The following is a 14,182-nucleotide window of genomic DNA, read 5'->3' on the forward strand; positions in this document are numbered from 1 at the left end:
GCGCAGGAATATCCCTGCCTCGGAATCATCGTCCGGCATCACGTCGCACTCGACGCCGCCGGGGCCCCACAGGTGGAACGCGTCCTCCTGGCTAACCCATCGCCTTGCTGACCACCCGGCGGTCGGGGCGTGTCCGTGCGAATCATGTGCCATCGTCGTGTCCTCCGTAAAAGCTCAGGCGATCTGCCACGGCGTGAAGTCCAACACGTTCAAGCGCGGACAAGCCGCCGTGTTCTTCGAGCAGCCGATAGTCATCGTCGGTGGGTATCCCAAGACCATCGTGGTCGTTGTCGGTCGCGTCACCACGTCCCCACGGTTCCTGCAGGCGTCGAGTACAGGATCGGCCAACCCGGGCGATTGATTCGGCCATCACGGCATCACTCATCGACAAGTGCCCAGAGCGTGCACCGTGCTGGCCGCTTGCAAAGGTCGCCCTGAATTGACAGCTGCCCCATCATCCTCAGGCGGCCTTGCATGGCCAAACCTCGACGTCGTCAGGCATCGAAAAGCCGTCGAAGTCACGGAAGCGCTCGGCGGCCGGACGAAGAAAATCGAGCATGTGCTCGGTGACCATCCAGCGCCTGCCGAGCCTTTCGGCTGCAATTCCGGTCTTGACGGTACCGCCAAATGGGTCAGCGATTATGTCGCCGGGTTCGGACAGGAATCTGATGAGGAAGTCAGGAACCGACAACGGCATGGTTGCCCCGTGCGCCGGCAGGCGGAGTGCGGCCGCGTCACGTCGGTACCGAAGCGTGTCGGCACATCGGCCGCCGTACTGCAGGACGTTGCGAGGAATCTTGCCGGTGGTCGGGTTGCTGAAGCTGCCCGGGCGCACGTGATAGGCACCATCGCCATAGACCGCATCGCGGCGCTCACCGCCTGCGTCGATCAGTCGGCGGTGCTTCTTCGTGTGAGGCTGCAGTACCCGCCGGTTGTCTGCATGAACCAGCTCCGGTGAAGGGGAGAGCCAGTAGATGAACTCATACGTAGCATTCAACTGCACGCGCTTCACCGAGGCCCAATGGGTGGGGGCAGGTGGCTTTGATCCGTTATGCCACACGAGTCGGTCCAGCAGCTTCAGGCCCAGCCGATCGTGGAGGGCGAGCAGGACGCGCTCGTTGACCATGGAACGGGCGGGGGAGTTGGGAAGAAAAATGTCTTGCCCAAGGTTGAGGCAGATACTGCCGCCCGGCACCAGGTGTCGCACGATGGGTTTGAGGCTGGCGACGATGAAGTCCGTGTAGTCGGCCTCCTTGGGGTTGCCGTACGAACGGGGGACCGAAAGGCAGTAGGGCGGGCTGGTAATGCAGAGGGTAATAGGGCTATCGAGTCTCTCGAAGGTGTCGATGCAGTCGCCCCAGATGGCGACGCCCAACGTCGTCGAGAACGCGACGAGGCGCACACCTGGCAACGCACGATGGAGTCCGCTACCTGTGCGATCGGCGAGTTCCCACACGCCACGCTCGCCGGGCACGCGCCGCAACACGCCCATGTGCTTGAGGGTCTGCTGGTGCCAACGCACCGCCCTGTGGAACAGGTTGCGTGGTTGCGCCGATGTCCCGACCGGTCTGCGGCCGCGCCGCTCACCTTCCGGCACTCCAGCGCGATCGCCCGCGGCGATGTACAGGCCTTCATTGTCAAGGCGGCCGCCGGCGGCGTCGGCATAGGCGGCCGCGACGGCCGCAAATAGCTGAAGCTGGGTCGGGACAGCGCTCACGACACCGTCTCCACGGGAAGCGATTCTGGCCGAGGCCTTCGATCCGTCATCCCATCAGCGATATCTTGTCCGGTGCGGCCCGGCAGATCGATGGCCACACCTTTCATCGCGCGCACCGTCATGCTCACCTTCGCGAGGCGTGTGGTGAGCAGGTCCGAGTACCGGGACCGAATGGCCTCAGCGTCGGTGTACTGCACCGGCAGGTGCACGGCATCGCCGACCTGACGGCGCACGTCGGCCAACAGTTTGGCCTGTGATGCGTCAGGGACAAACGATGGCCAGCCCTTGCTGTCGAACAGGAGCTCGGGAGGGATCTTCGCCTCAGCGGCGCGGCGGGCTGTAGCCGACGTCTTCGCCAGCGAGATCCTCGTGCGCAGGTCCTCGCCGATTCGATCCGGAGCAACGTCGGCCAACCAGCGATTGCCTTGGAAAGCAAACGTCGAGCGGCACTCAAGGTCGACCAGAGCCAAGTAGGTATCGAGGTGCTCGTCGAGCTTGGAGGCAATGGTCAGGTCCGCCAGTGAACCCATGATGCAGAAATTGCAGCTCACTCTGCTGGACCCGTGGACTCGGTAGGCGACGTGTGGCGCGAGACCGGCACCATCAATTTCGGCGAACACATCTTCGATGGACCACGGCAGGATCGCGTGCCAGTTCACGCCGACATGTTCCCGGCGAGTGAGCTTCGTCGCTGGCGAGCTGGCAGCCTTCTTGGCGCGCGCCAGACTTTCCTGTGCGCGCACACCGTCGACGGATACGATGGGGCCCGTTGGGAACCGCTTCCGCAACGCGCTACTGATCGGCGAAATCTTTAACTCAGACGTGCAAAACCTCAATTTCGGTGAAGCCCAAGGTAGCGTGAGCTTCACGGTTTCAAGCTCGACGTAGGCGCGCGATCGACTGAGCCAACGGGATTCCCATCGGTCTAGCATGTCGCCGGCCGCACGTCGCACGACGAGCAGCTCCCACCCAAGGTGCTCGGCCAGACGTTCACATACTGCCAGTGAGTCTTTCCATTCCACGCGGCCGAGATCCGCGTGAACCAGGATGCGAGGTCCACGATGATGGATGGCATCCAGGTGCCTCGCCACAGCGAGGGCGACCGCCTGGCTGTCTTTGCCGCCGCTGACCCCAACGGCGACCACCGCATCGGTCGCGAGTAGTGCCTCAATCTCGGGTGTCAGAGCGACGTGACGACTGGAACCATCCATGCCGGTGTCCTAGGTAGGGTATGGCAACAGTCTTTCCCCGCAGCTCGTGTGGAAAAGATCACGCGCACATCGGGATGACGTGGTCGGCCGCACGTGCCGGCCGCTGCTTCTCATACCAGTCGCGCATCACTCGAATGCGATGCGCCATGCTGCAGGAGCCTCCGGCGTTCCGTGCTGCGACGCGCGCGCTGAAGTCCCACGCCATGGAGTCAAACGAGGCTACCTCTGGAATGTCCGCCAGTTCGGCCATGGCGGCACCTTTGACTCCAAAGAGGTGCACGACAGCCCTGGACGGCAGCCGCGGAAGGATTTGATCGAGTACCGACATGATTCCCACTTCTCGATCACGCAGCGATCGCCTGCACATGCTCCCGATGCCGATCAGTGCAGGCGCATCAAAGCGATCATCGTGTCGCGCCCATACCTCCTGCATGAGATCGAGGCTGCGAACGTAGTCGTCCGGGTACCAACCCTGAAGTACCGGCACCGGCGGCGCGAGCCAGAAGGCACCGAGGTCTTGCCAGCGCGCCACGAGCGTCAGGTGTGCGTCGAGCATTGCCGCTGTCGCCTCGATGCGATACCGGCGCACTTCGTCGTCGTTGGCGATCTCCGGTTCGACACACATGTCCGGCTGTGATGCCCACGCCGGTCGAAGTACACCAATCAGGTTGACATAGTCGGCAAGCGACCACGGGAAGACGCCAAGCATTCCTGGTTGTCGCCCAAGGCGCTTCCAGTTGAGCATCGCCGTGAAGCCCGCCGAGTCGAGCGCAAAGTCACAGTCTTGCAGCGCGCTAAAATGGCCGTCAGTGCGGAAGCGAAGCGCTCTGCGGTCCCAAAAGGCGGATGCCGACACCATGACCGGGAGGCCCGAGTTCCATGCGGCCTGACACAACGCGCCTCCGGTGTGCGGAATGCCAATACGCAGCTGAGGAGTCTCTCCAGGGTGGGCATTGGCGCGCTCTGGTGTCGGGCTAAGCCAGGTTAAGTCGGCACGACTTGTCATGGATCCTGATTCCAATGGGTGAGCGTATTGCCGCAGCTTGTCTTCGCGCTCCAGGCGGTCAGGACATCACCGCTGCTGCGCGCCGTGGACTCTTTCGAATGCCGCTCGCGGATCCTCGGCGGCCAGCTTCGCCAGCTCCGGCGCCAGTGCATGAAGTGCATTCCATGCCTGGGCGACAGCTTTGTGACGTTCCTGGAAGTACTGAATGGAGACCAACTCCTGCAGTGCAGCCTGGAGGCGTTCGTCAGTCATTTCAGCCACATCGGCGCGGGGCACATATTGGATGCCGTCGATGACTACGTGGGGCATGGTGTTGTCCGCTTTGCCTGGAAGCCGCGTCTTCAGACCAAGCTTGCGCCGTTCTTCAACGCTTCGAGTGTCTCGGTACGCTCGCGTTCCCTATCTGCTTGCCGCGCATATCGCTCAATCGCATCGAGATCGCGCACACGCAACTGCTTACCGTCACGAAGCCAGGTCGCGACCGCCTTGCGAAGCTCCGGGTGGGCCTGGCTCCATTCCAGAGCGTTCTTCAAATAGTCGTTCCCCAATGCCCCTAAACTCAGATCGTCCGGTTCCGGGGGCATGCGGTACGCGCACACCGCAAACGCCACGAGCGTCGTGATCATGAGGGTGAGGCAGACATACAAGGCCACAGGGGTGTGCGAACTCTGGTTGGTGGCAGCGTCGATTGCCGACGAGCAGACTCCCATGGTTACGAACATCGAAATTGCGATGGCCGCCCCCGCGAGAAATCGCCACCCGTCAGCGCGATTGAACGCGCTTCGTTGCTCCGAGAGCTTCAGCTCCAAAGCGGCTACTTCAGCGTCGCTGTAGCAGTGATGCGTGAACGGACCCATGGCATTGCTCCTGAAGTGGTGTGCCGGGGCGGGGATGTCGCGCTCCGACTGTTGCGATGACTGCAAATCGCCTGCGGCGTCCATCATTCCGCCCACGGATCCCAACGCTGGACGGAGACGTCGCCGTTGACCACACCCAGGACGCGCAAGTCCGTCGTGTCACGCACGCACCAATCCGCACCGGTCTGCTCGAGTGCCTTCTGGATGGCGGTATCGGCATCCACCACGGAGTGCACGGAGATGTGAGTGGTTCCGTGGCCGTCCGCCTGCTGAATGAAAACGGTAAACCGTTGCGTTTGACGAATGGGCGGTTCAGCCAGGTCCTCAAGGGTGTTCTCCGCCACCGCGTCGACGGCTTTGATGGCCTCACCGAGTTGGGTTGCAAGGGTCACCCCATCGGGGTCATTTGCCGACCGTTGCTGCAGGTGCGCCGTCGCGTCGTTGGCGAGGTTGACGAGGCGAGCCAGTGCCGCACGGAAGGCAGGATCGGCGAAGGCCGTGGCGGCGGTTGAGATGTCAGTCATGGCGTGGTCCTGTTGGTGCGAATTCCGTTCTTACTGAGTGAGACTGCCATGTCCTGGATTGGAGCCAAGATCGGCCAGGTTTTCTAGAAGTCGTCGGCGTTCGGCATGTGCGCTCAACCCCTCTTCGGCCGACTATTTGACGTCCATGACAGCGTCGAGAAGTGCTTTGCCGGTATCGGAGATCTCGTAGTCACCATCATCGAGCTCATGCATCCAGCCACGCGCTACCAGGGCCGCGAGTTCGGGAGCTTTGAGGTCCGTTGCACCCCTGTGATCGAACTGGACCGATGCATACATGAGGTGGCGGAGGTCGGTCTGTTCTGGCGTGTACTGGCTCATGTCAAAGTCCTTTTCCGGCGACGCCGGCGCGTTGTGTTGGATTGCTGCAATCGGGTTGGTCATTGGGTCCGCGGTCGTCATCCGCGAGACCCGCCCGGGCGATGCGCTCGACCTCATCGCGGTAGCGACCAGGTGGGAGGTTCGCTGCGATGGGCTCCAGCAGCACCAACTGTTCGAGTGCCTCTCTGGCCCTTCTTTCCCGGCGCACAAGATCGTCGACGTGGTTGACCACCTCTACCGCTTCCCTTTCAACGGAAACACTGTCTACGTTGGCCACTCTCTTCAACTGAACCAGGAGAAGAATCCGATGGCGGATCAGCGTTGGGACAAGAAGGTTGACGGTGGCTGGCGAGTTCCGCTCGGGCTCTCGGGTGGTGGTCGGGGGCTCGTGATTCTTCATGGCTATGTTCCGGCGTCAACGGACCGCCTTTTTGTCCAGAGGCGACAGATGCCTTCCGCCGTCGCAAAGACGGCACCCCAGTAAACGACAACGAGAAGGCCGAACAGCACAACAGCCGTGGCGAAATGAATCGACGCGGCCGGTTGCGGGAGATGGGTGTCAAGCCATGCAAACACGCGGTTGCCGGCGACCGGCCAGAGAAGCGCGACGGAGGCCAGTGTGCACAACGACGACAACCCGGTGGCATCAGTCGGCTCGGTGTCTCCGGCGTCGACGAGAGCAAGCAGAACGGCGACCACGAGAAACACACAGGCCCAGGTCCAGTAGAGCATCGCGGGATTCCTTCCTTGCGGATCTGATTCCGATCTTTCGAGGCATCACCCAGGTCAGTCGGGCTGACCCTGCCGTCCAGAGCGGCTATGGAGGACGCCGGGCATCATGAGCCCCCCCATCGTTGTGCCGGCAATCAGCAACATCAGGGCCGCGACGACAAGCAGGTGAACTTGTGATCCCTGTGCAGGTAGGGCGCTATCCAGCGCGCGCAAGAGGTGGCGGCCAGCTACCGGATACAACGAAGCTACCGAGCCCATGGCTGCGGTGAGGCTTAGCAGTACGAGCCCCATTTCGGTCGGGGCCGGTTGGTCACCACGGGATGCCCGCATGTAGATGACGTTGGCGACGATCGCGAGGATGACAGCAAGGCACCAGAAGAGCATGTCGATGTTCCTTATCGTGTTGAAGTGATCCGCGCGCGGGACTGATGCGGCGGCTGAGTCATTCAGTGCTTGATCGAGGGAGGCTCACTTCCCTGACGACGGAGCACGAAGCCTTTCCTCGGGCGCAGCGGTCGAAGGTCTGTCCCTGTCCGAAACGGGTCTTGGGCTGATCCAACGATCGAGCGCAAGGCGAAGAATCAGGCAGGAGATGCAGCCCATCTCGACAAGGGGAAACACGCGTTGGCCAGGCCCGAGACAAAGGGAAACCATGGCGAGCACGCACCACAGTGCGCCAAGAATCCACAACGCGTTTCGGATTGGTCGCTTCATGCGAACCCCCACAGTTCCTCGATCGCTTCACTTTACCGGCGGCACGCGACCGCCCTGATGGCGCAAACCCGCCGTTTTTTGACCCATTTCTGGCGGTTTTCGGCGGTCCGTCAGGACGACGTCGCAGGCAGCGGAGGGCCGAACGGTAGTTCGCCGTTGGCACTGGATCCGTCCATGTCCTGCAATTTCCCGGCGATGCTGCGCAAGGCATGTTCCCGGCGCACGGCCAGGCAGGCCTTGGCGACTGCATCGAGGTTCTCGGCCACGCCGGTGGCGGCGATGGCCTGAGCATGTCCTCGCATGTCAATCCCGTTGCAGCGCTCCGGGGCGAGTTCTTTGTTGGCGCAAGCCAGGCGTAGGTCGAACGTCGGGGACGGGATCTCGATCGGCGTGTCGAAACGGCGGCGGAGGGCTTCATCGACAAGATGAAGCGCATTGGTCGCACACACCAGCACGACATGTGACGGCAGCCGATCGATGGTCAACAGGAGCTGATTCGTGACGCGACGCAGTTCACCCACGTCGCCTGCCTTGCCCCGATCCATGCCGATGCCGTCGAACTCATCCAGGAACAGCACGCAGGGTCCGGTCGCGGCCCAGGTGAAGACCTTGTCCAGGTTCTTTCCGGTGGCACCCAGGAAGCTTTCCATCAGACCGCCATAGCGGACGACCAGGAACGGGACATCCATCGCATGCGCCAGCGCTCCGGCAAGCATCGTCTTGCCGTTGCCAGGCGGACCGGAGATCAGCACCTTGTGGCATGGTGGAACGGACCAGGCGGCGAGGTGGTCCCGATTCGCCTGCTCGGCAAGAAGCCGGTCGCACGTCCTGCGCACCCCGTCGGGCAACACGACATCGTCCAGACTCAGTTCGGAACGGCGAACGTCAATCAGATCCGAAGGAGCTGCAACCAGGGGCTTTGCCGTCAGGGGCTGAGATCGCCTGATCGACTTGGCCAACGTGGGATGGCTGCCTTCGAGGATCGTGGCAACGTCTTCAGCCAAGCCGGCCAACTTTGCGGCGTGGCCCCAGCGCGCCGCGTCGAGGATCGCCGGAACGTGCTTGAGCGCGAGGGTGGCGGCGGGTGGTTGCCGCCGGGTGGATTGGGGGGCGACGGCAGGGTCGGTTACGTGCGTCATGCGTTGGTGCTCCATGGGTGGTGTGCGGCTTGCGATGCGTTAGTGGGGAACCGGTCCGTACTCGATGCCGCGTGCTGTGTCGGTCAGAAACCGCTGCAGCACTGCCAGGTCAGGCCTGCCGCAAAGCGCACCGTCGATACCGTAGGCGTTGGTGTACCAGGTCACTTCAAGATCACGCTCCCAAGTGAGCAGAGTTCCGTCGATTGAATACGAACCGCTCGCCAGTAGCTGGGCGAGAAGCGCCGTGGGCGTAGGCAACCCCAGAGCCTGCCAATCGCTGGCGAGCAGGGCCGACTCCACGCGATCCGCGTCCCTGGTGTGGGCCTGCCCGGCATCGAAGGATTCAGCCAGTTCAGCGATATCCGCCAACAAGGTCGGGCAGGGTGCGTCCTGGTTGTCGTTGCCGGCTCTCTCTGCCAGTACACGCGCCCGTTCATAGCCCACACTGGCCCGACTGATGAGTGAGGCGATGTGGGCGAAGGCCCACTCGGCACGCGCATGGATTGCCTGTTCGATCATGCTCCACCGTTCTGGCACGCGTCGCGGTTCGATGGGCTGGCTCAAAGGGAATTCCTCGACCCGTGGGCGGTCGTCGTGACGCGACGACCGCGAGGCCGGTACATTGGAACCTCTGCTTTGAGCCAGTCCGGGCGAAGATCTCGAACAAATCGCGCGTTGGCCCAATAGGCCCGCGCCTGGGTCTTCACGGACTCCGGCTCGTAGACCGGCCCGCGTGACGTTCCCGCCGTCGTCACAAGGCCCTGTGCGGCCCAGTTCCCAAGGGTTGTTTTGGACACGGCCGCCAGCCCTGCCGCTTGCGAGCAGATCATCCAGTTGCTGGGCGGCGTCCACTCAGCCGAACCGGCGATGGCCGCTTGCCGCAGCGCCTCGAGGCCCAAATCGGTCAGGTAGGCGCGAGAACTCCAGCGAGTCTTGTGAAGTCGTGCGACACCCTCGGCGAGACGCTGCTGGATCCATGTCACGGATTGGTCGAGCATGGCCGCTGCGTCTTCCACGGTGTGGCCGTGGTTCGACTGGCGGCGCTTCACGAGCGCCTGGACTGTGACCAACGGTATGCAGGCCGACTGCAGTCGCCATTGCACACCATCGAGCAGGTCACGCAGTTCGGGCACTGACACGCCAACCTTGGCCGCTGCCTGTTCCTCGGTGAATCCGATTTCCTCGCGCAGCTGCGCGACCTGACGCCACGGCACCTGCGTCGTACCGCGCCCCGGTCCGGCCGGTTCGATGCGGGAAGTGAGGCGCTTGTCGACGATCATCGCCGCCAGCTCGTCCAGACTGAAACCGTAACGGTCGCTGGCGGTAGACAATGCGACCCATTCGTGGGCTCGCTCACCGGACTGAGCGCCGCGTGCGACCCAGAGCGTTGCATCACTCTGGGACACGAACTGTTTGCCGTTCTCGATCCGTGCTTTGAGCTGGCCGTTCTGGATCGCGCGAATCACATTTGAAAGACTGCGCTTCGCCTTGCGAGCAACGGCCGTGGGTGTAAGCCCCGGCGACCACTGCCGGGTGAGGTGTCGTTTCGCGCCCAACTCGAGAGGCGGGTAGCGCTCGACGAACTCGTCCCACGACGCAGGGGCACCGGAGGCACCCCATATTCTGGCGCACGTCTCGCACGTGGGCGGATGCTTGCGCGGCTCCCACTTGCGCCACGTCTGGCGCAGGTTGGTCATCAAGGGTTTGCCCTGCCACGGCATGGGCCTGCCGGCCCGGCGATCGGCGAGCATTTGCTCGGCAACAACCTTGGGCAGGTACCAGGTACCACGGATACTGCTGGCCTGGCCGGGATGCGCGTGGAAGAGTGCCGCTTCCGGGACGTAGCCGAGTTTGGCGAATTCGGCGAGTTTGTCCGACTTGATGGCCAGCGACTGTTTGAGGCTGGCGAGCGACACGAAATCATCGGGAGGCGGACGGCGACCAGCCATCCACATCTGCCAAGCTGCATGGGGAATCACCAGCAGCCGGCCGACTTTGCTCGCCTTGAGTTCGCGCCGGCGAATGGCATCGCGCACAGGCTCTTCGGTTCCCAGCTGGCGTCCAGCCTCCGAGACCGTGATGCCTCCGAGCACATCGCCGGTCTGCAGGCCGCTTCGGGCCAGTGCACACGCTACTGACGCCTTTGTCCGGGTGGCGGTCACGTCGGAGGTGATGGTGCGCAGCCGTGCCGTGAGTGCGACAGCAATGTCGTCGACACTCATCTGACCGACCAGGGTCGCCATCAGCGCGATCTCGGGGGCTTGCCACTCATAGCGGCCGTTCATCACGCGCGGCACCGGCCAATCAGCTTCCGCCGGTGCCCGGCCATGCCAACGCGCAAACAGCTCGGCAAATTCGCACCGTTGCGCCGCCATCTGTGGGCGGCTGGTGCTGTGCCGGATCCTATCGACGACCTCGACGGGTTGGCCAACCACGGCAGCGAGGTCGTAGGCGCGCGTGCCGCTCGGCGCTGCCGCAACGAACGCTACCCAGGGTTCGGACCGATCCAGCATTCTCACCGACCATCCCTCTCATCCGCGAGCGCGCGCCGGCCGGAGGCGACCTGCACCGGCGTCAGGCCGGCGATCGTTGCAAGGAAGTCGATGACCTCATCACTGATCGCGCTCAGGCGGTCGGATGACATCGAAGCCATGGCCCGATCCCACTGGGCGAAGTTCGTCGGAAACATCGGGGCCGACGGACGTGCGGCGATCGCCACGCCTTCCATGGCCTTTGCCAGGGGCAGGCGGAAGCGATCCAGGCCGCGACGGCTCAGGCAGAAGAATTCCCCCGGTGCCAGTGAGGCCAGATCGCCGTAGGCGACACGGTGCGAACGGAAGAGGGGGGACAGGTGCGTCCACACGGTCGAATCGGTCTGCTGGCCGACGAGCGTGAGATTCATGTTGCCGAACAGCGTCCGATTGATCGAGCCTGTGAAGCGGTGCGCTGTAATGACGATGTCCAATCCACGCTTGCGGCCGCGCTGCGCCATGTCGTTGACGATGTCAGTCGTTTCGCCCGCCGCACCACTGTTCCGGCCCGCGCGCGGCACAGAGAAGATCTGCCCTTCATCCATCATCAGGACGATCGGCTTGCGGTACGCGTCAGCCGCCTCGGAAATCACCTCGCCATAAGGGATGAAAGCCGTGGCGTCGGGTGCGTCGATCACCACGATGGGCTGGTCGCGTTTAGCAAGGCATTCAGCGAGCGCTTCCGGCGAGGCGACGGGCTCCCGGTACAGCCCTCGGATTTCCTTCTCGGGATCTACCAGGATGGCGACCCAGCCCTGCTCGGCCAACTGCTCGCAGATGACGAGTCCCGCGTTCGTCTTGCCGCTTCCGCTCGGACCGATGGCGATCATGCGAAGGCCGGTCGTGGCGTAGTCGGTGAGATCTACTGGCGCGCCGCCGAGATTGAGCGTCGCACCCAGGAGTTCCTTGCGCTGGATTACGCCGGTCATCGCCCAATCCCTCCGTTGGTGGTGTCTTGTGCCGACAGGATCGTCTCGCGCAGGCGCAGCGCCTGTGCGGGCGACAGCGAGAAGATGACCGCGAAGTCTTCGACGATTGCCGGCGTGAGCCGCTGCAGCAGCCCGTCGCGCCGGGCTTTGGCCAGCACCCGACGCAGGCTGGCCCAGTCGCCGCCACCGCCGGCATCGCTTCCCGCATCCCTCAGGGCATCGGACAGCATCACCTCGGTGTAGCGGGGAGCATCCGGCCCGAGGTCGGCAACCAGTCGATCGTTGAGCAGCTCGAGGAGGTGGTGCGCCGGCAGCATGTTGCCCATGCGGCGGATCAGTGAGCGATCGGCGACGGTGAACGGCCGTGGCTGAGCCGGCAGGGCCGACGGGTCGGCCGCAGAGAGACGACAGCCGCACAGGCAACAGCGTGCGGTCGGTGCGCCGCCGACAGCCGGTGGGCCGAGGCGGCGAACCTCCGGGCGGACGGAACAGTCCTCACACACGTCGTGGCGGCGTTGCACCGATACGGGCTTGAGCATCACCGCGCTCATGCGGCTACATCCTGGATGTCGGAAGGCATGACGTACCTCGTGTCGAAATGGGTCTCCGGATACTCGGCCATTCGCCGCGCGCTCAAAGTTCACGCGCAAAGTCGCCGAGGGGTTGGGTCCTATCCCATCCTACGAGCGCGGCGGTGACCTCCAAGGTGCGAAACCCGGCCATCATTGGTCCCATTTCTCCGACTTCTCAGGACGGTGTCGCTCGACCTAGACGCTGGCTGGTTCGATGGCGCTGCGCGTGGTCTCGGTGGGGTGCATGCGATCAGCGAGGGTGGTCTCCCACACCGCGAGCACCCGCCGGCAGCGCGACAAGTCGAACCAGTCGTCCGTGCGCAGTGCTTGTTCCATGTCGATCCACGAATCGCCCCGCGCGATCGGAAGGATGCGCTCGAGCTCGCTGGCCAGGTTGTCCGGGCCCAACCCACCGGCGAAACCGACGGCCTTGGTTGTCGCCGGCCGACGCCATTGCGAAGGTCCGACGCCCCGACCACCGGAGGCGTCAACCAGCAGCTGATGATTGCCGGCGGTCCCAGTGAGCGAGAGGTCAGTGACGCGTGGGCTGTACTGAGTGATCAGCTGGTGCACCTGCGCAGCCAGAAGAGGCAGCTGCTCACGCGAGACGTCGCCGTTGACCTGAACCCGCCTCGCGTGACGTACCAGGGCATGGAGCTCACCAGCCTGCAACTGCGCGCGCGCCAGGAGACCGCAGACGTGAATGGCGCACCGGCCGGCCAGCTGCCGAGCCGCAGTGTGGATCCAGTCGAGTGACGGGTAGCGCGGTCGCCCTTCCGGCGTTGCGCTGTACAGCAGGCCAATCTCCAATGTCGGATGATCCGCCAGCAGCTGCAGCAACGCGGCGATATCCGTGCGTTCGTCAGCACCGGTGAGGGTGATGCCGAGCTTGGTCGATAAGGTATTGCCTTGGTTCTGCATGGGAGCGTCCCTCTCTCTGTTTCGACGACGACATCCTGCCGACTGATCCCTGGTCGAAAAGAACAGGAGTCATTCGGCGACTCCAAGCCATTCATTGGATCGGGCCGGCGCTAATCCCGGCGCGTTGAGGCGTGTAGTTCAGCGATTACGTTACCGGCCTCGAACCGTCTGTGTTTCTCGCTGCACGTGGGGTGGCCAGCACATCCACCACCCCTGCCGATCCACTCAATGGCCTGCGTTTCCGTCCCGACAGACAGCGTCGCCGGGCGCGCGAACTACGCCGAGGTGGTGGCGCTGTCGATGATCGAGGAGCCATTCGGCGAAGTGCCGGGGTCCAAGAGCATGACGGCGCATTGGCCAAGGCTGGTTTCCTCAGCTTCAAGGTACGAAGACGCCTCCTCATCACCGAGACCATCGGCGATGGCCCTGTCGTGAGCGGCACGGCGGAAATCATCCGGGTTGTTCACATCAAGAAAGATGGTGACGGCAACCTGCACGGCTTTCTCCTGGTTGGGTACCCGTGATGGGGTAATAGATGACTTCCACGACGGCGTGGCCGGCGGATGACTAAGGGTTCTTTCGCGGACGCATCGCAAGGATCTTGCTGACCGGAAGGCCAAGCTCACGAGCGAGAACAGCGTTCTGTTCCTCATGGGAGGAGGCATTGAATCGCAGCACCTCCAACTCCGTGCGTACGTTCTTGAACAGCACGACGGCGCAGATGATTACGCCAAACAGTCCACCGGCGACCAGAAATTCGGGCCCTACCAGTGGTTCGATGCCGGGTAGTTGAGCTGGCGGATGCAAGAACATGGCTACACCAGTGATCAGGCCGTCGACTCCCGTGAGGAGGAAGCCGATCGCGACCAGTGACTCAAAGCCGTGATGTTTCCAGAGCGCGCGGATGATCGTGGTCAGTTTTGACATGGCTTTTTCCTTGTCGGTTGGGTCTTCGTGTAGACGATAGGTGGCGAAGGTCTCAGGAGCTGG

The 14,182-nt window shown here is 63.3% G+C and carries 19 protein-coding genes; 1 reads left to right on the forward strand and 18 read right to left on the reverse strand.

Annotated features, from left to right (window positions below):
* Positions 1-157 precede the first annotated feature (157 nt).
* Positions 158-361 (forward strand): hypothetical protein, encoded by a 204-nt coding sequence (locus IMW82_RS13330; protein ID WP_211004837.1) that lies wholly within the window; start codon positions 158-160, stop codon positions 359-361.
* A 99-nt stretch (positions 362-460) separates the two neighbouring features.
* Here the strand turns inward: IMW82_RS13330 and IMW82_RS13335 are convergent, their stop codons facing one another.
* The 18 genes from IMW82_RS13335 to IMW82_RS13420 form a co-directional block, all read right to left on the reverse strand.
* On the reverse strand, positions 461-1,717 hold the full coding sequence (locus IMW82_RS13335) for a DNA methyltransferase (protein ID WP_211004838.1): 1,257 nt from the start codon (positions 1,715-1,717) through the stop codon (positions 461-463).
* Positions 1,714-2,928 (reverse strand): phosphoadenosine phosphosulfate reductase family protein, encoded by a 1,215-nt coding sequence (locus IMW82_RS13340; protein ID WP_211004839.1) that lies wholly within the window; start codon positions 2,926-2,928, stop codon positions 1,714-1,716. Before IMW82_RS13340 ends, IMW82_RS13335 begins: the two co-directional genes overlap by 4 nt.
* Positions 2,929-2,986: 58 nt before the next feature.
* The gene (locus tag IMW82_RS13345) at positions 2,987-3,934 is read right to left on the reverse strand and encodes a hypothetical protein (protein ID WP_211004840.1); all 948 of its coding nucleotides are present in this window, start codon (positions 3,932-3,934) and stop codon (positions 2,987-2,989) included.
* A gap of 66 nt (positions 3,935-4,000) precedes the next feature.
* Positions 4,001-4,243 (reverse strand): hypothetical protein, encoded by a 243-nt coding sequence (locus IMW82_RS13350; RefSeq protein ID WP_211004841.1) that lies wholly within the window; start codon positions 4,241-4,243, stop codon positions 4,001-4,003.
* 32 nt (positions 4,244-4,275) lie between these two features.
* Positions 4,276-4,791 carry a hypothetical protein gene (locus IMW82_RS13355; protein WP_211004842.1) on the reverse strand — a complete coding sequence of 172 codons (516 nt, stop codon included), beginning with the start codon at positions 4,789-4,791 and terminating at the stop codon, positions 4,276-4,278.
* 83 nt (positions 4,792-4,874) lie between these two features.
* Positions 4,875-5,315, reverse strand: a complete 441-nt coding sequence (locus tag IMW82_RS13360) for a hypothetical protein (RefSeq protein WP_211004843.1) — start codon at positions 5,313-5,315, stop codon at positions 4,875-4,877.
* 132 nt (positions 5,316-5,447) lie between these two features.
* Positions 5,448-5,654 carry a hypothetical protein gene (locus IMW82_RS13365; protein WP_211004844.1) on the reverse strand — a complete coding sequence of 69 codons (207 nt, stop codon included), beginning with the start codon at positions 5,652-5,654 and terminating at the stop codon, positions 5,448-5,450.
* A 1-nt stretch (position 5,655) separates the two neighbouring features.
* Complete coding sequence (locus IMW82_RS13370) at positions 5,656-6,054, reverse strand: hypothetical protein (RefSeq protein WP_211004845.1); 399 nt, start codon at positions 6,052-6,054, stop codon at positions 5,656-5,658.
* 2 nt (positions 6,055-6,056) lie between these two features.
* A complete protein-coding gene (locus IMW82_RS13375) occupies positions 6,057-6,386 on the reverse strand; it encodes a hypothetical protein (protein WP_211004846.1) in 330 nt (109 codons plus the stop codon).
* A 54-nt stretch (positions 6,387-6,440) separates the two neighbouring features.
* Positions 6,441-6,770: a hypothetical protein gene (locus IMW82_RS13380; protein WP_211004847.1), complete on the reverse strand. Its 330-nt coding sequence runs from the start codon at positions 6,768-6,770 to the stop codon at positions 6,441-6,443.
* Positions 6,771-7,210: 440 nt separating this feature from the next.
* Positions 7,211-8,239, reverse strand: a complete 1,029-nt coding sequence (locus IMW82_RS13385; protein WP_211004848.1) for an ATP-binding protein — start codon at positions 8,237-8,239, stop codon at positions 7,211-7,213.
* A gap of 39 nt (positions 8,240-8,278) precedes the next feature.
* Complete coding sequence (locus tag IMW82_RS13390) at positions 8,279-8,758, reverse strand: hypothetical protein (RefSeq protein ID WP_211004849.1); 480 nt, start codon at positions 8,756-8,758, stop codon at positions 8,279-8,281.
* 41 nt (positions 8,759-8,799) lie between these two features.
* Positions 8,800-10,752 (reverse strand): hypothetical protein, encoded by a 1,953-nt coding sequence (locus IMW82_RS13395; RefSeq protein WP_211004850.1) that lies wholly within the window; start codon positions 10,750-10,752, stop codon positions 8,800-8,802.
* 2 nt (positions 10,753-10,754) lie between these two features.
* Entirely contained in the window at positions 10,755-11,699 is a 945-nt protein-coding gene (locus tag IMW82_RS13400; protein WP_211004851.1) for an ATP-binding protein, read from the reverse strand.
* Positions 11,696-12,250: a hypothetical protein gene (locus tag IMW82_RS13405; protein WP_211004852.1), complete on the reverse strand. Its 555-nt coding sequence runs from the start codon at positions 12,248-12,250 to the stop codon at positions 11,696-11,698. The genes IMW82_RS13400 and IMW82_RS13405 overlap by 4 nt, the downstream gene beginning before the upstream one ends.
* Before the next feature lie 216 nt (positions 12,251-12,466).
* Positions 12,467-13,192, reverse strand: coding sequence for a hypothetical protein (locus IMW82_RS13410; protein ID WP_211004853.1), 726 nt, complete (start codon positions 13,190-13,192; stop codon positions 12,467-12,469).
* 275 nt (positions 13,193-13,467) lie between these two features.
* Entirely contained in the window at positions 13,468-13,689 is a 222-nt protein-coding gene (locus IMW82_RS13415) for a hypothetical protein (RefSeq protein ID WP_211004854.1), read from the reverse strand.
* 70 nt (positions 13,690-13,759) lie between these two features.
* On the reverse strand, positions 13,760-14,119 hold the full coding sequence (locus IMW82_RS13420) for a hypothetical protein (protein WP_211004855.1): 360 nt from the start codon (positions 14,117-14,119) through the stop codon (positions 13,760-13,762).
* Between the last annotated feature and the right edge of the window lie 63 nt (positions 14,120-14,182).

The organism is Rhodanobacter sp. B2A1Ga4, from assembly GCF_018101315.1.
GTDB lineage: Bacteria > Pseudomonadota > Gammaproteobacteria > Xanthomonadales > Rhodanobacteraceae > Rhodanobacter > Rhodanobacter thiooxydans_A.

Coding starts and splice junctions, on each gene's coding strand:
- IMW82_RS13340 (WP_211004839.1), bottom strand. CDS start 2,928: ATGGATGGTTCCAGTCGTCACGTCGCTCTGACACCCGAGATTGAGGCA.
- IMW82_RS13345 (WP_211004840.1), bottom strand. CDS start 3,934: ATGACAAGTCGTGCCGACTTAACCTGGCTTAGCCCGACACCAGAGCGC.
- IMW82_RS13350 (WP_211004841.1), bottom strand. CDS start 4,243: ATGCCCCACGTAGTCATCGACGGCATCCAATATGTGCCCCGCGCCGAT.
- IMW82_RS13355 (WP_211004842.1), bottom strand. CDS start 4,791: ATGGGTCCGTTCACGCATCACTGCTACAGCGACGCTGAAGTAGCCGCT.
- IMW82_RS13360 (WP_211004843.1), bottom strand. CDS start 5,315: ATGACTGACATCTCAACCGCCGCCACGGCCTTCGCCGATCCTGCCTTC.
- IMW82_RS13365 (WP_211004844.1), bottom strand. CDS start 5,654: ATGAGCCAGTACACGCCAGAACAGACCGACCTCCGCCACCTCATGTAT.
- IMW82_RS13370 (WP_211004845.1), bottom strand. CDS start 6,054: ATGAAGAATCACGAGCCCCCGACCACCACCCGAGAGCCCGAGCGGAAC.
- IMW82_RS13375 (WP_211004846.1), bottom strand. CDS start 6,386: ATGCTCTACTGGACCTGGGCCTGTGTGTTTCTCGTGGTCGCCGTTCTG.
- IMW82_RS13380 (WP_211004847.1), bottom strand. CDS start 6,770: ATGCTCTTCTGGTGCCTTGCTGTCATCCTCGCGATCGTCGCCAACGTC.
- IMW82_RS13385 (WP_211004848.1), bottom strand. CDS start 8,239: ATGACGCACGTAACCGACCCTGCCGTCGCCCCCCAATCCACCCGGCGG.
- IMW82_RS13390 (WP_211004849.1), bottom strand. CDS start 8,758: ATGATCGAACAGGCAATCCATGCGCGTGCCGAGTGGGCCTTCGCCCAC.
- IMW82_RS13395 (WP_211004850.1), bottom strand. CDS start 10,752: ATGCTGGATCGGTCCGAACCCTGGGTAGCGTTCGTTGCGGCAGCGCCG.
- IMW82_RS13400 (WP_211004851.1), bottom strand. CDS start 11,699: ATGACCGGCGTAATCCAGCGCAAGGAACTCCTGGGTGCGACGCTCAAT.
- IMW82_RS13405 (WP_211004852.1), bottom strand. CDS start 12,250: ATGAGCGCGGTGATGCTCAAGCCCGTATCGGTGCAACGCCGCCACGAC.
- IMW82_RS13410 (WP_211004853.1), bottom strand. CDS start 13,192: ATGCAGAACCAAGGCAATACCTTATCGACCAAGCTCGGCATCACCCTC.
- IMW82_RS13420 (WP_211004855.1), bottom strand. CDS start 14,119: ATGTCAAAACTGACCACGATCATCCGCGCGCTCTGGAAACATCACGGC.